The organism is Tenacibaculum sp. FZY0031 (genome assembly GCF_036350695.1).
Classification (GTDB): domain Bacteria; phylum Bacteroidota; class Bacteroidia; order Flavobacteriales; family Flavobacteriaceae; genus Polaribacter.
Genome location: NZ_JAZDVY010000005.1, coordinates 144,254 through 161,325, shown reverse-complemented (window position 1 = coordinate 161,325; position 17,072 = coordinate 144,254). Strand labels below are relative to the sequence as shown.

Annotated in this window: 13 protein-coding genes; 4 read left to right on the top strand and 9 right to left on the bottom strand. The window is 32.1% G+C overall.

The features are described from left to right. Positions 1 to 8: 8 nt before the first annotated feature. Positions 9 to 392, bottom strand: a complete 384-nt coding sequence (locus V1T75_RS08580) for a DUF6249 domain-containing protein (RefSeq protein ID WP_330488137.1) — start codon at positions 390 to 392, stop codon at positions 9 to 11. Between the two features lie 137 nt (positions 393 to 529). On the opposite strand from V1T75_RS08580, the gene V1T75_RS08575 reads away from it, so the two are divergent. Both V1T75_RS08575 and V1T75_RS08570 read left to right on the top strand, forming a co-directional pair. Next, positions 530 to 1,114: an RNA polymerase sigma factor gene (locus V1T75_RS08575; protein ID WP_330488136.1), complete on the top strand. Its 585-nt coding sequence runs from the start codon at positions 530 to 532 to the stop codon at positions 1,112 to 1,114. Beyond that, the gene (locus V1T75_RS08570; protein WP_330488135.1) at positions 1,101 to 1,514 is read left to right on the top strand and encodes a hypothetical protein; all 414 of its coding nucleotides are present in this window, start codon (positions 1,101 to 1,103) and stop codon (positions 1,512 to 1,514) included. Before V1T75_RS08575 ends, V1T75_RS08570 begins: the two co-directional genes overlap by 14 nt. Positions 1,515 to 1,521: 7 nt before the next feature. Here the strand turns inward: V1T75_RS08570 and V1T75_RS08565 are convergent, their stop codons facing one another. The 6 genes from V1T75_RS08565 to V1T75_RS08540 form a co-directional block, all read right to left on the bottom strand. Next, positions 1,522 to 2,694 carry a nuclear transport factor 2 family protein gene (locus V1T75_RS08565; RefSeq protein ID WP_330488134.1) on the bottom strand — a complete coding sequence of 391 codons (1,173 nt, stop codon included), beginning with the start codon at positions 2,692 to 2,694 and terminating at the stop codon, positions 1,522 to 1,524. 193 nt (positions 2,695 to 2,887) lie between these two features. Continuing rightward, positions 2,888 to 4,702: a DUF885 domain-containing protein gene (locus V1T75_RS08560; RefSeq protein ID WP_330488133.1), complete on the bottom strand. Its 1,815-nt coding sequence runs from the start codon at positions 4,700 to 4,702 to the stop codon at positions 2,888 to 2,890. A 58-nt stretch (positions 4,703 to 4,760) separates the two neighbouring features. Then, positions 4,761 to 6,089: a hypothetical protein gene (locus tag V1T75_RS08555; RefSeq protein WP_330488132.1), complete on the bottom strand. Its 1,329-nt coding sequence runs from the start codon at positions 6,087 to 6,089 to the stop codon at positions 4,761 to 4,763. A gap of 94 nt (positions 6,090 to 6,183) precedes the next feature. After that, entirely contained in the window at positions 6,184 to 8,097 is a 1,914-nt protein-coding gene (htpG, locus tag V1T75_RS08550; protein ID WP_330488131.1) for a molecular chaperone HtpG, read from the bottom strand. Between the two features lie 66 nt (positions 8,098 to 8,163). After that, positions 8,164 to 9,243: a phosphotransferase enzyme family protein gene (locus V1T75_RS08545; RefSeq protein ID WP_330488130.1), complete on the bottom strand. Its 1,080-nt coding sequence runs from the start codon at positions 9,241 to 9,243 to the stop codon at positions 8,164 to 8,166. After that, entirely contained in the window at positions 9,234 to 10,127 is an 894-nt protein-coding gene (locus V1T75_RS08540; RefSeq protein WP_330488129.1) for a nucleotidyltransferase family protein, read from the bottom strand. The genes V1T75_RS08545 and V1T75_RS08540 overlap by 10 nt, the downstream gene beginning before the upstream one ends. A 71-nt stretch (positions 10,128 to 10,198) precedes the next feature. Between V1T75_RS08540 and V1T75_RS08535 the strand changes: the two genes are divergently transcribed. Beyond that, positions 10,199 to 12,001 (top strand): sodium:solute symporter family protein, encoded by a 1,803-nt coding sequence (locus V1T75_RS08535; RefSeq protein WP_330488128.1) that lies wholly within the window; start codon positions 10,199 to 10,201, stop codon positions 11,999 to 12,001. A gap of 68 nt (positions 12,002 to 12,069) precedes the next feature. Here V1T75_RS08535 and V1T75_RS08530 read toward each other — a convergent pair whose 3' ends face one another. Continuing rightward, positions 12,070 to 13,461, bottom strand: a complete 1,392-nt coding sequence (locus V1T75_RS08530; protein WP_330488127.1) for a Gfo/Idh/MocA family protein — start codon at positions 13,459 to 13,461, stop codon at positions 12,070 to 12,072. A 109-nt stretch (positions 13,462 to 13,570) separates the two neighbouring features. On the opposite strand from V1T75_RS08530, the gene V1T75_RS08525 reads away from it, so the two are divergent. After that, complete coding sequence (locus V1T75_RS08525) at positions 13,571 to 14,581, top strand: 3-oxoacyl-ACP synthase III family protein (RefSeq protein WP_330488126.1); 1,011 nt, start codon at positions 13,571 to 13,573, stop codon at positions 14,579 to 14,581. A 54-nt stretch (positions 14,582 to 14,635) separates the two neighbouring features. Here V1T75_RS08525 and V1T75_RS08520 read toward each other — a convergent pair whose 3' ends face one another. Next, complete coding sequence (locus tag V1T75_RS08520; protein WP_330488125.1) at positions 14,636 to 17,005, bottom strand: outer membrane beta-barrel family protein; 2,370 nt, start codon at positions 17,003 to 17,005, stop codon at positions 14,636 to 14,638. Positions 17,006 to 17,072: the final 67 nt, after the last annotated feature.

Below are 17,072 nucleotides of genomic sequence, written 5' to 3'. Positions count from 1 at the left end.
AACAAACTTTATTCGTTGTCTAATTTTTTAGTTTGATTGAAACCGATTAATAAAGCGCCGCCAGCACACAGAAAAATAGAAGCTACAAAGAAAACCTCAGCATCAATAGCATCTACTGGGCGTGTTTCCCATGGACCATTATAACCAAAGAAAGAACTTAAAATAGCTCCTAATAAAACGCCAACACCTATTCCCATAGCTAATAAGGCCAAGTTTAAGATAATAACTCTTCCTGTTAGTGTAGAACGTTTTTTTTCGCCTTGCATAAAAATTTTGGCATCTACACCTTTTTCAATTAAAGCTAAACGTTCTTTATTTCTTGTTGAATAGAATAGATAAAAAATTCCGAATATTACTGCAAACAAGAACATAAATACAATTGCTACTTCCATATTTTTAAGTTTAAAATGATTATTTTTAATGTGTTTGCAAGTATGACAGTTGTACTTTAAAAAAGGTTACAGAAAATTTTTACTTTTTTTTAAAAATACTTGTAACCTTTTCTAAGATGGTACAGTCATAGTATAAAATGACTATTATTAACGATCAAACGTACATAGATAAAATTCTTAAAGGAGATACGAACGCTTATGCTTTTTTAGTAGAAAAGTATAAAGTAATGGTGTTTTCGTTAGCGTTAAAAATGGTAAAGAGTAGAGAGGAAGCTGAAGAGATATCACAAGATACTTTTATCAAAGCTTATAGAAATTTACCTAAGTTTAAAGGGGAGTCAAAGTTTTCTACTTGGCTGTATAAAATAACGTATAGAACTTGTTTAGATAGTTTGAAAAAGAATAAAGAAAAATACATAACCAACCCAATTGATGAGGTTGTCATCAACAGAATCCAATCTACGGATGGTATTTTAGAAGGTATTGAACAAAAAGAACGAGCACGAGTAATAAATAGTTGTTTGTTAAGTTTACCAGAAGAGGAGCGTTCCATTTTATGGATGTTTTATTTTGAAGAACTAAGTTTGAAGGAAATCGTATCGGTAACTGATTTTTCTGAAGCGAATGTTAAAGTGAAATTACACAGAGCGAGAAAGAGTTTACTGAATATAGTAGAAAAAAAAGTAGCACCAGAATTGATTGATCATTATGGAAGAAAATAAAAACATAAAAGAGTTAGATGCTTTTACCAAAAAGTATATCAACGAAATAGAAGAGGAAGCACCGTCTATTGATTTTACTGCAAATATTATGGGTGCTATTTTAAAAGAAGAGGAATCCTCTATTTATAAAGCGACACCATTAATTTCTAAAAAAGTATGGGGTGTGTTAGCTAGTGTGTTAGCTATTAGCATGTTGTTTGTGTCAAAAGGAACTTCATTGAGTTGGTTAAAAATACCCAAGATGAGAATAGATTACTTATCAACTATTCAAATACCTAATTTATTTGAAGGTATTACAGTATCTAATTTAATGCTGTGTGCATGTTTCTTTTTTACCCTAATGGTTTTTGTGCAAATTTATTTTTTAAAAAATCACTTTACTAAAAGGTTAAAAATGTAAAATATTGTTAGCGAATAAACCTAACCACAGCAATTTTTCCACTAACTATTTCATAAACGGCAATAGCTTGAAAAGTAGCTCCGTTTGCTGTAACTTCTTCTTCATCTATCACCACGTTTCCTTTAACTATTCTACTAATAATCTTACAGTGTAAATCTTTTGTGGTTTCAAACTTAGGAGCATATCGTTTGCGCATTTCTTCAATACCTTCATATTCTAATTTATTTGGGTAACTGTACACTTTTACATCTTTAGCGTAAGGTTTTAAAAAAGCTTCTATATCTCTTTTATTATAAGCCTCTAATTGTTCTTGCGCTAAAGTTCTAGGAGATACTTCTGCTACGATTGCTAGTTTTGTTCCTTCAGAATTTGCCATAATTCTTGAAATATTATTAATGTTTTCATTTTTAAACTGGTGAAAAACAGATACCTTTTTGTTAGTTCTAGGGGTGTATTGAAAAATCATGTTCTGATAAGCAATTAACAACCTACCATCAGGAAGCCAACAAACATCTTGACTGGTTCCCGTAGAAACGATTTTTTTGGTTTCTTTAGAAATAGGATTTAATGACCAAACTTCCCATTTTTTACCATTTTGTTTCATGAAACTAACTAAGTTAGAGTTTGGAATTTTATGAAATGAACGTCCAGTTTGTTTAGCTACTGAGATGTTTGTGTTCTTTTTTAAGTCACTCATATAAAGTTCAAGAGTATCATTTACAATTACGGAAGAAATTACAAGGTTTTTAGTATACCACATTGGGTATGCTACTACCAAGTCTTTAATTAGTTCTTTACTTTTACCTGTTTTAAAGTTATATTGATAAAAACGTTGTAAGCCATTATCATCTAAACGTACAGCAGAAACATCTTTTGAGTTGGGAATTCGTTGCGGAGAATATTCGCCTCCATTGGGCGTATGATTCATAAAGCTCTTAGTTCCGCTATTCATAGAATATTTTACAATATCGGTTTGTCCATTTCTATTGGAAGCAAACAAAATGGTGTTGTCATCATAAAAATAAGGTTGGCTATCGTACCCATCATTATTTGAAATGTTTTTTCCATTGGTCACTTTCCATTTTCCGTTTTCAGAATTGATATCAAATAAATGAATTTCGGTATTTGTTTGAGCAAAAGTAAAGGAAGTAATGAATAGGGAGTATAATAGCTTTTTCATCTGTTTATTTTTATCGTTTTTTATTGGTCACACTTCGGCTGCGCTCAGTACAGGAATGTAATTTACCAACAAAGATATTGATAGGTATGAATATTCCTGATGGCTCATTTCATAATGCATAAATTGAGGTCTAAAATACTAAAAAAGTCCGCTCTTAATAGGTAGAACGGACTTTTTATGAAGATTTACAAAGTTACTTTTGAGAAGTTATCCACTTGTCAATTTTGTTTTCTAAAAGTGCCAATGGAATACATCCAGTTTCTAAAACCTGATTATGGAATTCTTTAATATCGAATTTATCACCTAATTCCTTTTTAGCCTTAGCTCGTAATTCACGGATTTTTAATTGTCCAATTTTATACGATAATGCTTGTCCAGGGTTCGCCATATAACGCTCAATTTCAGAGATAATACTTGCTTTACCTTCTGCTTCGTTGTCTAATGAATATTGAATTGCTTTTTCACGACTCCAACCTTTAGCATGCATTCCTGTATCGACTACTAAACGAATTGCTCGGTGCATTTCCATACCTAACATTCCGAAGTATTGATAAGGATCGGTATACAGGCCTAATTCTTTCCCTAGGTTTTCAGTATATAAGGCCCAACCTTCACCATAAGCACTGTACCATAACGTTTTTCTAAAATCTGGTAAGTCTTTATTTTCTTGTGTTAATGAAATTTGATAGTGGTGCCCCGGAATCGCCTCGTGTAAAAACAACGCTTCATCAGAAAATACGTTGTATTTAGTAGCATCAGGAATTGGCGTATAGAAAACTCCTGGACGAGTTCCGTCTAACGAACCCGGGTTGTATTCAGCACTTGCTGATGCTTCTCTGAATTTTTCAGTTTGCTTTACCACAAATGGAGTTTTTGGCTTGTTCCCAAATAACTTTTCCAATTGTGGCTTCATTTTTTCGTGAATCGCGTTAAAGTTATCAATAATTTGTTGCGGCTCTGTATATGGCATTAACTCTTTGTTGTTACGGACAAAATCAAAGAACTCTTTTAAGCTTCCTTCAAATCCAACTTGCTCTTTTACTTTTTCCATTTCCGATAAAATTCGAGCGACTTCTTTTAGCCCTAATTCATGAATTTCATCAGCAGTCATATTGGTAGTCGTATAATTTTTGATAGCGTGTTGATAGTATGCTGTTCCGTTAGGAATATCAGAAATACCGCTACTTTCTCTACCAGCAGCTAAATAGTTGTTTTTTAAGAACTCATACATGGCTTTGAATGACGGAATTAACTTATCATTCAATATGTTGGTATACGCTTCTGTTAATCTAGTTTTATCAGCATCAGAAAAATCAGCAGGTAAAGCGTTTATTGGAGAATAAAATAAATGTTCAGAAAAATCGGTAATTCCTTCAGAAGACTTTTTTACAACGGTTAAGCTTTCAAATTGAGGAATTACTTTTTGAATTAATGATTTAGGTAATACATATCCTTCATTCATTCCTTCTTGCATGCGTTCTTTAGCCGATTGCAGCCAGGTATTGTATTGGTCTAATCTACTTAACCAATTGCCGTAATCTTCCACTGTTTTAAAAGGTTGTGCGCTACTACCACTTGCCAATTGACCCATGGTAAGGTTAATTGTCCACATTTGGTTAATAGGCATTAATAAGTCGTTTTTATAGCTAGCTTGCGCCAATGCCATATCACAGTCCCAATCTAATACCGCTTTACTCATTTGTTGACTTTCGGTTAAGTCAGCATCTGTAAAATTGTTAAGTTTAGCTTTGTAATTTTTGAAAAATTCATTGTTTTTCGCTTGATATTCGTCTGACAATGTGTTAGGAAATTGATCGTTAAAACGATTGTCACCTGCAAAAGTTGCACTTACAGGATTTAATTGTAGTTTTCCTTCGTTATAGTCTTTTAGTAACTGGTTAAACTCCGTGTTTTCAGGAGTAGGAGTGTTCAGCGTTTCTTTTTTTTCTTGTTTGCAAGAAGCAAGAAGTGTAGCCGTAGCTACTATGGTTAAGAGGATTTTCTTCATGGTTATATTTTTGAATGTGAACAAATATACCAAAAAGAACATCTTAGCTTTGTTAAAACTAATTGTTCTTGTAGTACCAAAAAGGGATTTGGGCTACATGCTCAAGTTTTTCTTTTTTTGTTGTTGTATTTAACACTTTCCTATGAATAGAAATTAAATGTTTTCCTTCTGTAATACCTTTTAGAGATAAAATGTTTTCAAACCCGAGTTGTTTATTTGTTTTAACAATTATAAAGTTAGAAGGCATTTGTAGGCTATCTATTTCAATTTTGTAAGACTCATTAAAAGCAGCTAGGTATTTGCTGTATATACTATCTTTTTTGGCAGAATATCCTTTTGATTTAGTGAAAACTTTGTACAAATTACTTTTTAAGCCTCTTTGATCTTCACTTGGTTTTAAGCTTGTATTCCTATTTAAAATAAAATCTTCAGTTTTCTTTTTAAAGGGAATAAATAGTGTAGTGTATGGTTTGTTAATTATCTTAGTTGGTATAGCTACATCTTTAACAAACTCATTCTTTTGAAGTAAATCTAAATAGTTGTTATTTCTAATATAATTCATTGAAGAATATGAATCAATTTCTAAATAATTTGACCTTACATTGTTTAAACTACTAATATAAAATATACACATGTATAAAGGAAAAAGTATGAAGGCAATTCTTCTTCCGAACTTATTATCTATAAGATTATAGAGTAAAGGTCTGTATAAGAAAGAAAGAGTAAGAATACTAAAGACTTTATAAATAGGCATATATAAAAATGATGTCCATTCTTTTTTCTTTAAATATCCAAGTGTAATAAAATCTATAAATATGATAATGGAAAAAAATAGTAAGAATATAGAAAAAAGACCTAATAAAGTTAAGCCTAAAGTTTGAGAAAAAATAGTTGATTCAATAAAAAAATTACCAGCTATTATGAATATAAAAAGTATTGTAAAGAAAGAAATTAAGTAGAACAATGTTAAAAAAGTAACAGCAAATAAAATACTACAATAGTTTTCTAATTTTGCGATATACTCATCAAAAGAACCAACTTTGTTTTTTAAATAATTAGTGAAACGTTTGTTATAATCAAGTACGTCATAATCTATATCGTTAGAGACATATCTTAAACCAATTGCACCAATCCATAAACCTCTTAAAATAACATGAATAACCAAGTTAATAATTAATATGTAACAAGCTGCCCTAATTACAGGGTAATAAAATCTACCAAAGTTTTGTAGTGCTTTAGATTCGTTTATAGCAGCTTCAATAGGTTCGATTAAATTTATGAGACCAAAAATAGCAAAACCAGTTATAAGTAATTCTAATTGCCAGCTTTCTTGCTGGAGTTTATCAAGAAGGGCTTTAAATTTAGAGCTTTTGTAATCGTTATTCATAGTTCGTTTTTTGGTAGATGACTTTCTACAAAAAAACAAAATCCTCTTTGGATTAACAAAGAGGATTTGAATAATTTATTTCAGTAGACTCGAACTATTTTATTAATTCGTAGCTACGTTTGATAAAGTTGGTTAACTCTTCACCATGCAATAGGTTTTGAGATAATTTGGCTAAATCAAATGCTTGTGTAACTAATTGTTTTTGCTTGTCTTGATCAGCAGACAAAATTTCTGATACTAATTCGTGGTTAGTGTTTACTACCAAGTTGTACATTTCTGGTAGGTTACCCATTCCCATCATTCCACCGCCACCAGTAGCGTTCATTTCTTTCATACGACGCATGAATTCTGGTACCGTAATTATAAAAGGAGAAGCACTAGAATCCATCGCTTCTAATTGTACGGTATAGCTAGAGTTATTTACAGCTTCTTCGATAACAGGTTTTAGTTTCTCTTTTTCTTCATCAGAAAGTTTAGAAATTACTGTATCGTCTTTCTTAATTAAGTTATCAATATGGTCAGCATCTACACGTTTGAATTGTACTTTAGCATCTCCAGATTCCATTTCTAATTTTTGCATTAAATGTGGAACGATTGGAGAGTCTAATAAGAGTACTTCGTATCCTTTAGCTTTCGCATCTTCAATATAACTGTGTTGTGCATCTTTGTGCGCCGCGTATAAAACAATATGATTTCCGTCTTTATCTGTTTGAGTATCCTTCGTTTTTTCAATTAATTCATCAAACGTAAAGAATTTATCATCAACAGTAGGGTATAAGGCAAACTTCTTCGCTTTGTCAAAGAATTTCTCTTCCGATAACATTCCATATTCAATAATAACCTTGATGTCGTTCCATTTTTGTTCAAAATCTTCACGATTGTTTTTGAATAAAGAAGAAAGTTTATCTGCTACTTTTTTTGTGATGTATCCAGAGATTTTCTTCACAGCTCCGTCTGCTTGTAAATATGAACGAGAAACGTTTAACGGAATGTCTGGAGAATCAATGACCCCTTTTAACATTTGTAAGAAATCAGGAACAATTCCTTCTACATTATCTGTTACAAAAACTTGGTTTTGGTATAATTGAATTTTATCCTTTTGCATATCCAAGTTCTGTGTTAACTTAGGGAAGTATAAAATTCCTGTTAAGTTAAATGGATAGTCTACATTTAAGTGAATGTGGAATAAAGATTCTTCAAATTGCATCGGATACAACTCTCGGTAGAAGTTTTTATAATCTTCATCTTCTAAATCTGCTGGTTTTTTAGTCCATGCAGGTTCCGTATTGTTGATGATATCGTCTACTTCAATTTGTTTGTGAGGCTCTGTTACTTCTTTACCGTCTTCGTCTTTTGTGGTTTGTGGAGTGAAATCAGGATCGTTTATTTTCTTGGTTCCGAATTTAATTGGGACTTGGTTAAAACGATTGTATTTTGTTAAAAGCCCACGGATTTTTCCTTCTTCTAAAAACTCAGTAGAATCTTCCGCGATGTGTAATACGATTTCTGTACCTCTGTCAGATTTGTCGTGTTCTACCAAAGTATATTCAGGAGAACCATCACAAGTCCAGTGAGCAGCAGGCTCGTCTTTAAATGATTTGGTAAAAATTTCTACTTTATCAGCCACCATAAAAGCAGAGTAGAACCCTAAACCAAAGTGACCAATAACACCTGTTTCGTTTTTATCGTCTTTGTATTTTTCTAAGAACTCTTCAGCTCCAGAAAAGGCAATTTGGTTGATGTATTTTTCAACCTCATCCACGGTCATCCCAAGACCTTGGTCTTTTACAGTTAAGGTTTTTGCATCTTTATCAATACTAATTTCAATTTTAGCGTCACCTAATTCTGTTTTAGCTTCACCAATAGAAATAAGGTGTTTTAATTTTGTAGTAGCATCAGTTCCGTTAGAAATTAACTCACGTAAAAAGATTTCGTGATCAGAATACAAGAACTTTTTAATCAGTGGAAATATATTTTCTACCGATACATTAATGTTTCCTTTACTCATAAGTATATATTTTATTTGATATTATTTTCTGTGAGTTTAAGTGTCAAAAAAAATACCAAAGAAATATTAGTGACAAGATGACATGTAAGTGCTTTTTACAAAGGAATTTATTTCATGTTGTTGCTCGCGAATTTTTTGTACCAAACTAAATTGATTATTCGCTCTTTCTAGGTTGTGGTTTGAATGCTTGGTTTTATAATAAACATCATTATTTAAATAATCTGTTAAAAAGCGAAGTCCCATAATAAAGGTCATGACTTGAATACTAATAGGAAGATAGCTTGCTTCTTGTTTAGAAATATTATTTGCTAAACTTTTAAGAAAACCTTCTGTGTAATTTTTAAAATAATTGAGATTAAAGTTAATAGCTGATACATTGACTTCGTCTTCATCGGTCGTATTACAAATAGTTCGTAAAGCATCTCCGTAATCAAAATGTATGCATCCTTTCATTACGGTGTCTAAATCAATCATACAAATAGCTTTGTTGTTGGTATCGAATAAAATATTAGAAATTTTAGTGTCATTATGAGTGACTCGTAACCGAATTTCTTTTTGATTGATAGCACGGTCAAGAACCATCATCTCTTTTTTGTTTGCTAGTGCAAAATCAATCCACTTTTGAGCTTTTTGTTTTCTTATTTTGGAAGTTGCATTTAAAGCGTTTTGAAACTCTTGAAAACGAAAAGACATGGAATGAAAGTTGGGTAATGTTTCTACCAAATCGTTTTCGAAATCTGATGTTTGTGCTAAAAATTCAGCGGTAATTAAGCCTGCTTGATATGCAATATCGTTCGCATTAACTTTTAAAAACGTTTGAGAGTTTTCAATAAACTCAGATAAGTTCCAAAGATGGTTATCATTATCTATTAGAGAATAGCTATTTTCTTTGGTGGGAATAAAATGAATTGTTTGTATTCCTTTTTTTGATAAATGTTGGGTGATTTTTATTTTGTTGTGAATAACATCGATTGCTTTTTTAAAAACAGTTGTATTTATTCTTTGTAATACATAATTAACTTCCTCTTGAGTAAGAATTAAGAAAGTATCGTTGATATGGCCAGAATTAAATGTTTCAAAACCTTTGAAAGTGTGTTCGGTTTGAAATTGCTGAAAAATAGTGGCTAATTTTTTTTTTAATTCCATAAGCTTTCTGGGTACACACCGTCTTTTTTTAATTCAGTTATTTTCGAAATTACTGCTGCTTTATCTTTTTTATAGGTAACTCCTAACCAATTAGAGCTGGTTTCTAAAACTTTTACAGTAGCTTTTTGGGTATCTAGTAAGTGATTTACCACACTTGGCAGGTAGAATTCTTCTTTTTCTGTTCGGTAATTCTCCTTTAAAAATTGATGAAAAAGGGTCTCCATTTCTCGAAAGATGGTGGGAGTAAATCCCCAAAAATTCATGGAAACCAAACTGTTTTTTTGAATTTCCTTCTCCTGATTGTTTTCGGAATAAATGATACGGTTGTTAATTAAACTTATATTAGTGCGTTCAACAACTCTTTTTAAATACTTGCCTGAGTCAAGGTAACATTCTCCTCTTGAAACACTTCCATTTTCAGAAAGTGTATTTTGAATTTTAAATCCAACCATGGCATATTCACAAGAAGAAGAATCAGTTTTGTTTAAAAACTCAGCCATTTTTAAAAAAGCATTAGCTCCATAAAAATCATCGGCATTAATTACACAGAAGTTTTCATTAACTGCATTTTTGGCGGTTAAAAGAGCGTGGGCTGTTCCCCAAGGTTTTACTCTGCTGCTGTTGTTGAACTCTTCCGGAATATTGGTTACCTCTTGGCAAACAAACACTACCTTAATTTTATTGTGAAGTTTGGGTAAATACAAGGCTTTTATAGTTTCTAAGAAATCTTTTCGCACTACAAAAACTACTTTCTTAAAACCACATTTTACAGCATCATATATAGAAAAGTCGATTATAGCTTCGTTTTTATTACTAATAGCGTCCAATTGCTTTAATCCGCCATATCGAGTTCCCATACCAGCAGCAAGAATTACTAAAGTCATAACATTTATTTAAAAAAGCCCAATATAATTTAATCCGATTGATTATTTTGGTCGACATTAAATTTTATTTCATGAACTTAACTACGATTGATTATACTTTTATCTTTATTTTTTTCAGTATCACATTAGGAATAGGAATCTGGGTTTCGAAAAAATCAAAACAAAGTACTTCTGAGTATTTTTTGTCTGGAAGAAATATGCCTTGGTGGTTATTGGGAGTTTCAATGGTTGCCACAACTTTTTCGACAGATACTCCTAATTTAGTGACAGATATAGTTAGAACCAATGGGGTTTCTGGAAACTGGGTTTGGTGGGCTTTTTTGCTAACAGGAATGTTAACCGTTTTTATTTATGCAAAATTATGGAGGAAGAGTCAATCAACTACAGATTTAGAGTTTTATGAGCTTAGATATGGAGGAAAACCAGCTAAGTTTTTAAGAGGGTTTCGATCCTTATACCTTGGGATATTTTTTAATGTTTTAGCAATGGCTGGGGTAACCTTAGCTGCTATAAAAATAGGAGAGGTAATGTTAGGTTTAACACCAATTCAAACAATTGGGATTGCTTCGGTGGTTACTGTGATTTTTAGTGCTATTGGTGGATTTAAAGGAGTGGTGTATACCGATTTTTTATTGTTTTTTGTAGCTATGATTGGAGCTGTTGGTGCTGCTGTGGTTGCTGTAAATCATCCCCAAGTAGATAGTTTAGAAAATTTATTAACACATCCTAACGTCGTAGATAAATTATCAATTTTACCAGATTTTAATAACAAAGAGTTGTTAATTTCAATTTTTATTATTCCGTTAGCAGTGCAATGGTGGAGTGCATGGTATCCTGGAGCAGAACCAGGGGGTGGAGGGTATATCGCTCAAAGAATGTTGGCATCTAAAAATGAAAACCATGCTATTGGAGCAACTTTTTTCTTTAATATTTTACATTATGCTTTACGCCCGTGGCCATGGATTATTGTAGCATTGGCTTCATTAGTTGTCTTTCCTGATTTGGCTAGTATAAAAGAGGCTTTTCCAAATGTATCAGATGATAAATTAGGACATGATTTAGCATATCCAGCCATGTTAACATTCTTACCTAGTGGATTAGCAGGGGTTGTACTTACATCGTTAGTAGCAGCATACATGAGTACAATTTCTACCCATTTAAATTGGGGAGCATCTTATATAGTTAATGATTTTTATAAGCAAAATATAAATCCAAACGCCAATGAAAAAACATTGGTAAATGTAGGGAAGTTAGCTACTGTTGTTTTAATGATTTTTAGCGCACTGTTGGCTTTGCTATTTACCAATGCGTTGGAGATTTTTAAATTTATCTTAATGTTTGGTGCAGGTACCGGACTTATTTTTTTGTTGCGCTGGTTTTGGTGGCGTATCAATGCGTGGAGTGAAATTTCGGCAATGATAGCATCAGGGATTTTTTCACTGATTTTTTATTTTAATGCTGAATACTTATTTGGAAATGAGGGACTGTTTGAAAGCTATTGGCAGTTTCCATTAGTAGTGTTGTGTACTACTATTGTTTGGCTGTTGGTAACTCTGCTAACGAAACCAGAAGATGATGAAGTACTGATTAACTTTTATAAAAAAATTCAACCTAAAAAAGCAGGATGGTTGTGTGTGTTAGCTAAAGCAAAAGAGAAAAATATACACATAGATGAGCAAACAGAAACGGTTAATTTAGGCAATGGTTTACTAGCCGCCTTTACGGGCTGTATTTTAGTTTTTAGTAGTTTGTTTGCTACTGGAAATTGGATTTATGGAAATTATACAATTGCTATGGTATTAACAGGAATTGCATTCATAACAGTATATATTCTACTAGGCTTGTGGAAAAAGATTAAAGTAAATTTTTTATAAAAACAGATTAAAATAAATACTAAAAAAAAACACTAACCTCTTAAAGGTTAGTGTTTTTTGATTAGCGATTAAATATCTCTTAACATTTCTGATTTGTTGTTGTTCTTCCATGTTCCTCCTGTAAAATCTGGAACTTTAATAGAGCTACTGTTTTGTGCTACAGATAGCTCTGAAAGAGGGGTAATCGCACTCCATAAAACACTATCATATACATTAATATCTAATGGTAATCCTTGGTTTAAGCATCTAATTAAGCGATAAATCATCACAAAATCCATTCCTCCATGACCTACAGAATTGTCTGAAATTTGTGTTTTTAGTTTGTCCCAAAGTGGATGGTTGTATTTTTCTCTGTATTCATTATATTTTTCAGGTTTCAACCATTCATGTCCCCACCAAGCCAATTCTTCATCGTTAATATACAGTTTAGAAGGGTACCCTTCATGTACAGCTTTTGTACCTACTACAGTATTTAAACGATCGTATGGTCTACCTGTATGTACATCAAACTGCAGCATAATAGTTTTACCTAATTTAGTTTTTATCATGGTGGTATTCATATCACCACACTTGATATTAGAAAACTTATTTATTCCTGCATGTTTGGCAGCGTCGCTTAAACTTTTTTCACGAGAACTCATCGATACCACATGGTCATAGTTGTCACCACGACCTATATCCATATACTGACTTATTGGTCCCAATCCATGTGTAGTGTAAAAGTTACCATCTTTATATAAGTGGTGTTTTATTCTCCATTGGTCTTCGTAGTATTTTTCATCTAATAAATGCTTACGTAAATCGTGAATATAAGCACCTTCAGCATGAGTTAAATCACCAAAGACACCTTGGTTGACCATATTCAATACCCATAGTTCTTCGTTGTTAAAACAACAGTTTTCTAACATCATACAATGTTTTTGGGTACGTTCTGCGGTTTCTATCAACTTCCAACAATCTTCTAAGGTATAAGCTACAGGAACCTCGCAGGCTACATGCTTGCCTTGTTCCATTCCATATAAAGCCATCGGTGTATGCCATTCCCAAGGAGTAGCAATTATTAACAAATCGATATCATCACGTTCAACAACTTTTTTCCATTCTTCAGGATTGCCATAATACGCATCAGCAGTTTTATTGTGTGTTTTTTGAAGATGTTCGTTTAGTTTGTCTGTTTTCTCTTTACGTAAATCAGAAACAGCTACAATTTCAGCGTTATCATTTTTTACCAACCAATCAAACATTTGTACCAGTACTTGCCCTCTGTTTCCACAGCCAATAATTCCAACATTGACTTTGTCTATTTTAGAAGCAGTTAAAGCAAAAGCAGTTCCTTTTGCTGTTTTGTTTAATAAGGGAGTGGTTTTGTCACTCGCTTCTTCTTTACAAGAAAAAGCAGTAGACAAACCAAAAAACATAGCAGCTTTGGTTGATAATGAGAGGAAATCTTTTCTGTTCATAAATAATTAATTAATATTTGTAGTTTTATGTCTTTTTGTAAAGGTATTAATTAATTACTATTTTTACAGGCTGCAATTGACAACAACAAAATAATCAACATAAAAAAATATGTATAGTTCAAAAATTACAGGGTTAGGTTATTACGTTCCTGAGAACGTAGTGACTAACGATGACTTGACTCAGTTTATGGAGACGAGTGATGAATGGATTCAAGAAAGAACTGGTATCAAGGAGCGTCGTTGGATAGACCCAAAAACTTCTGATGATTCTACATCAGTAATGGGGGCAAAAGCTGCTAAAATAGCTATTGAGCGTGCGGGATTGACTAAAGATGATATTGATTTTATCATTTTTGCTACGTTGAGCCCTGAATTATATTTTCCTGGAGGTGGAGTACAAATTCAAGATTTATTAGATATGCCTACAATTGGTGCGTTAGATGTACGTAACCAATGTTCTGGATTTATTTATTCACTTTCTGTGGCTGATCAGTTTATTAAAACAGGAATGTATAAAAATGTTTTAGTAATTGGTTCTGAAAATCACTCAGGTGGTTTAGAACGTTCTACACGTGGTCGTGGAGTTACTGTAATTTTTGGGGATGGAGCAGGAGCAGCTGTTTTATCTCGTTCAGAAGAGGAAGGAAAAGGTATTTTATCTTCTCACTTGCATTCTGAAGGAAAGTTTGCGAAAGAATTAATGTTAGAAGGGCCTTCAACAGGGCGTTGGGTTCCAGAAATCATAGAGGCCAATGATCCAGATGATACTTCTTACTACCCATACATGAACGGTCAGTTTGTATTTAAACATGCAGTTGTTCGTTTTTCTGAAGCTATTATGGAAGGTTTACAAGCAAACGGATTACAAAAAGAGGATATTGATATGTTAATTCCGCATCAAGCGAATTTACGTATTGCACAATTTATTCAAAAGAAGTTCCAGTTATCTGATGATAAAGTGTATAACAATATTATGAAGTATGGTAATACGACTGCTGCTTCGGTTATTATTGCATTGACGGAAGCTTGGGAAAAAGGAAAAATAAATGAAGGTGATTTGGTAGTATTGGCTGCCTTTGGTAGTGGATTTACTTGGGGATCTGTAGTGATTCGTTGGTAATTTTTACTTTATACATAAAACAAAAATTCCGAAGTTAATACTTCGGATTTTTTGTTAAAACATCCCTCCTTGGGCTTCATTACTGTCTCTATATTTTCTACCTTTACTCTTGTTCTTCTCACTTCCAAAATTATAGGAAAAACCTAAGTAAATTGAGTTGTATTCCAGTGTATACTTTCCTTTTTGTGTAAATGGATTATTTGATGTGTAATCAAAATTTACATTATTAAAAATATCAGTACCTCTTAAGGTGATACTTCCTTTACCGTCAAATACTTTTAATCTAGCTCCAGCATTAATCATAGTATATGGTTGTACAGTGTATTGAATGTTTTCACTTTTACCTCTAAAAATACCTGATAACTGGAAGCTCAGTTTTTTTGAAGCTTTAAAAGAGTTGCTTATTCGTCCTTTCACCAAGGTGTTTTTAACTGTTTCTAAGTTATTATTTAGTACTCCTTGAGAATCTTGTATGTAGGTTTCAAAAGCAGGTCTCAGTGTCCACCATTTTATAGGTTTAAAGCTAGCAGAAAGTTCAATACCATAACTATCTGCAAAGTCGTAATTGGTAAAAGAACTAATTGTTCTATCAGGGTTTTGATTGTCTTTTTGTAGTAACCGGCCAATCTTATCGTTCGTTCTTCGGTAAAATGTGCCGAAAGAAATATAGCCTTTGGTAATTGTTTTAGTATAATTAAGCTCTAGTGAGTTTGTAAATTGTGGTTGTAAGTTCAGGTTTCCTTTAGATATAGTTAGTGGTGAAAACCATTCCTGAATAGGAGTAACTTGATATGCAGAAGGTCTGTCAACCCTTCTGCTGTAAGCAAATTGTAAGTTGTCTTTTTTAGAAAAGTTATAGGAGATTGATGCTGAAGGATACAGATTAAAAATATTATCTTTTAAATTAGTGTTTCCTTGTTCTGTATTTGAAAAAAGAGCATTTAAATTAAATTGCTCTAATCGTATTCCTGTCTGAAAGGCAAACTTGTTGAACTTTTTATTAAAGTTAAGGTACCCCGAAAAGATTGATCGATTATATTCTAAATTGGTATTACCTACGGGGGCTACAGTAGAAGAGCTATTTACAGCTTCTCTATCTGTGAGTATTTGATTGTAAAAGTTTTGTTTTCTAAATTCAAATCCAGCCTCCAATTTTCCTGATTTTATAGGTTTTACATAATCAATATTTAATAGCCATAACTTTCGTGTATCTTTAATATCATTCGTATAATTATACTCTTTCGAATTAGGATTGATAAATTCTTTGTTAGTTGTTTTTTCAGGATTTTTGGTCATAGAGTGATTAAATTCAATCTCTAAATCTTGTCCTTTATCATCAAAGCTGTAAATATAATCAATGTTATAAGTCTGGTCTTTTTGATCATAATCAGAAAAACTCTTGTTATCAAAGACTAAAGAATTGTTTTCATGAACAAGAGTATTGGTTGCTAAGCTATTATTATCGAAATTTTGAGAGGTGTAAGCAGATAATATACTTTGGGAGTTAATGTCTATGTCTACACCAAACTTAATAGTATGATTATTTGAATTACTCAAAAAGTCAATGTCTTGAGTTAAGTTAATGTCAGTCCTTTCTAAATCATTAAAAGTTTCATAATCACCCCAGCTTGTATTGTAGTTTAGGTAAAAGTTAGTGATCCCCGTTTTATAGTTAGTATTTAAGGAAATATCGGGTCTTAAATTTTTACTTTGTTTAGCACCAGCAGAAAAACTTCCATTAAATCCAATGTTAGTATTTTTTTTAAGAATTAGGTTGATAATACCGCTCATGCCTTCTGGAGTATGTTTTGCTGAAGGGTTTGTAATTATTTCAACACTTTTTACCGAGTTAGAAGGTATTTGTTTTAATAATTGAGCTGTATTTACGTTGGAAGGTTTTCCATTCACTAAAACTCTAACATTTTCATTTCCTCGTAAACTTATAGTCCCAGAAAGTTGATTAATATCTACTGAAGGAATGTTTTCAAGCATTTCTAGGGAGGTAGCTCCAGCAGCAGTTAAGTCATTACCTACATTGATAACTTTTCTATCAATTTTTTGAATAATAGTTGAAGTTTCTCCTTGTATTTCAACTTCGTCTAATTGAGTAGTATTTTCTTCAAGAAAAACGATTCCTATTTTACTATTTTTTTTTAAGTCAATTTTCTTTTCAAAAGTTTTGTAACCAATAAATTGAAAAGTTAAAAGTAAATTTTCTTTTGGAAGGTTTTCAACTTTAAAATTCCCTTTTTCATCAGCGATACTACCTGTTAGTATTTTATTGGAAGTGTTTTTGCAGGTAATTGTAACAAAAGGCAGTGGATGGTTGTTTTTTTTATCTAAAATGGTTCCTGTAAGTTGCAGGTTTTGTGCTTGACAAAAATAAGTACCTAGTAATAAAATTAATATGAGCAATCTTTTCATATGTTGAAGGGAATGAAATTGCGCTAAAAATAAAAAAAACGAAGTATTTAGCTTCGTTTTTTTTAAA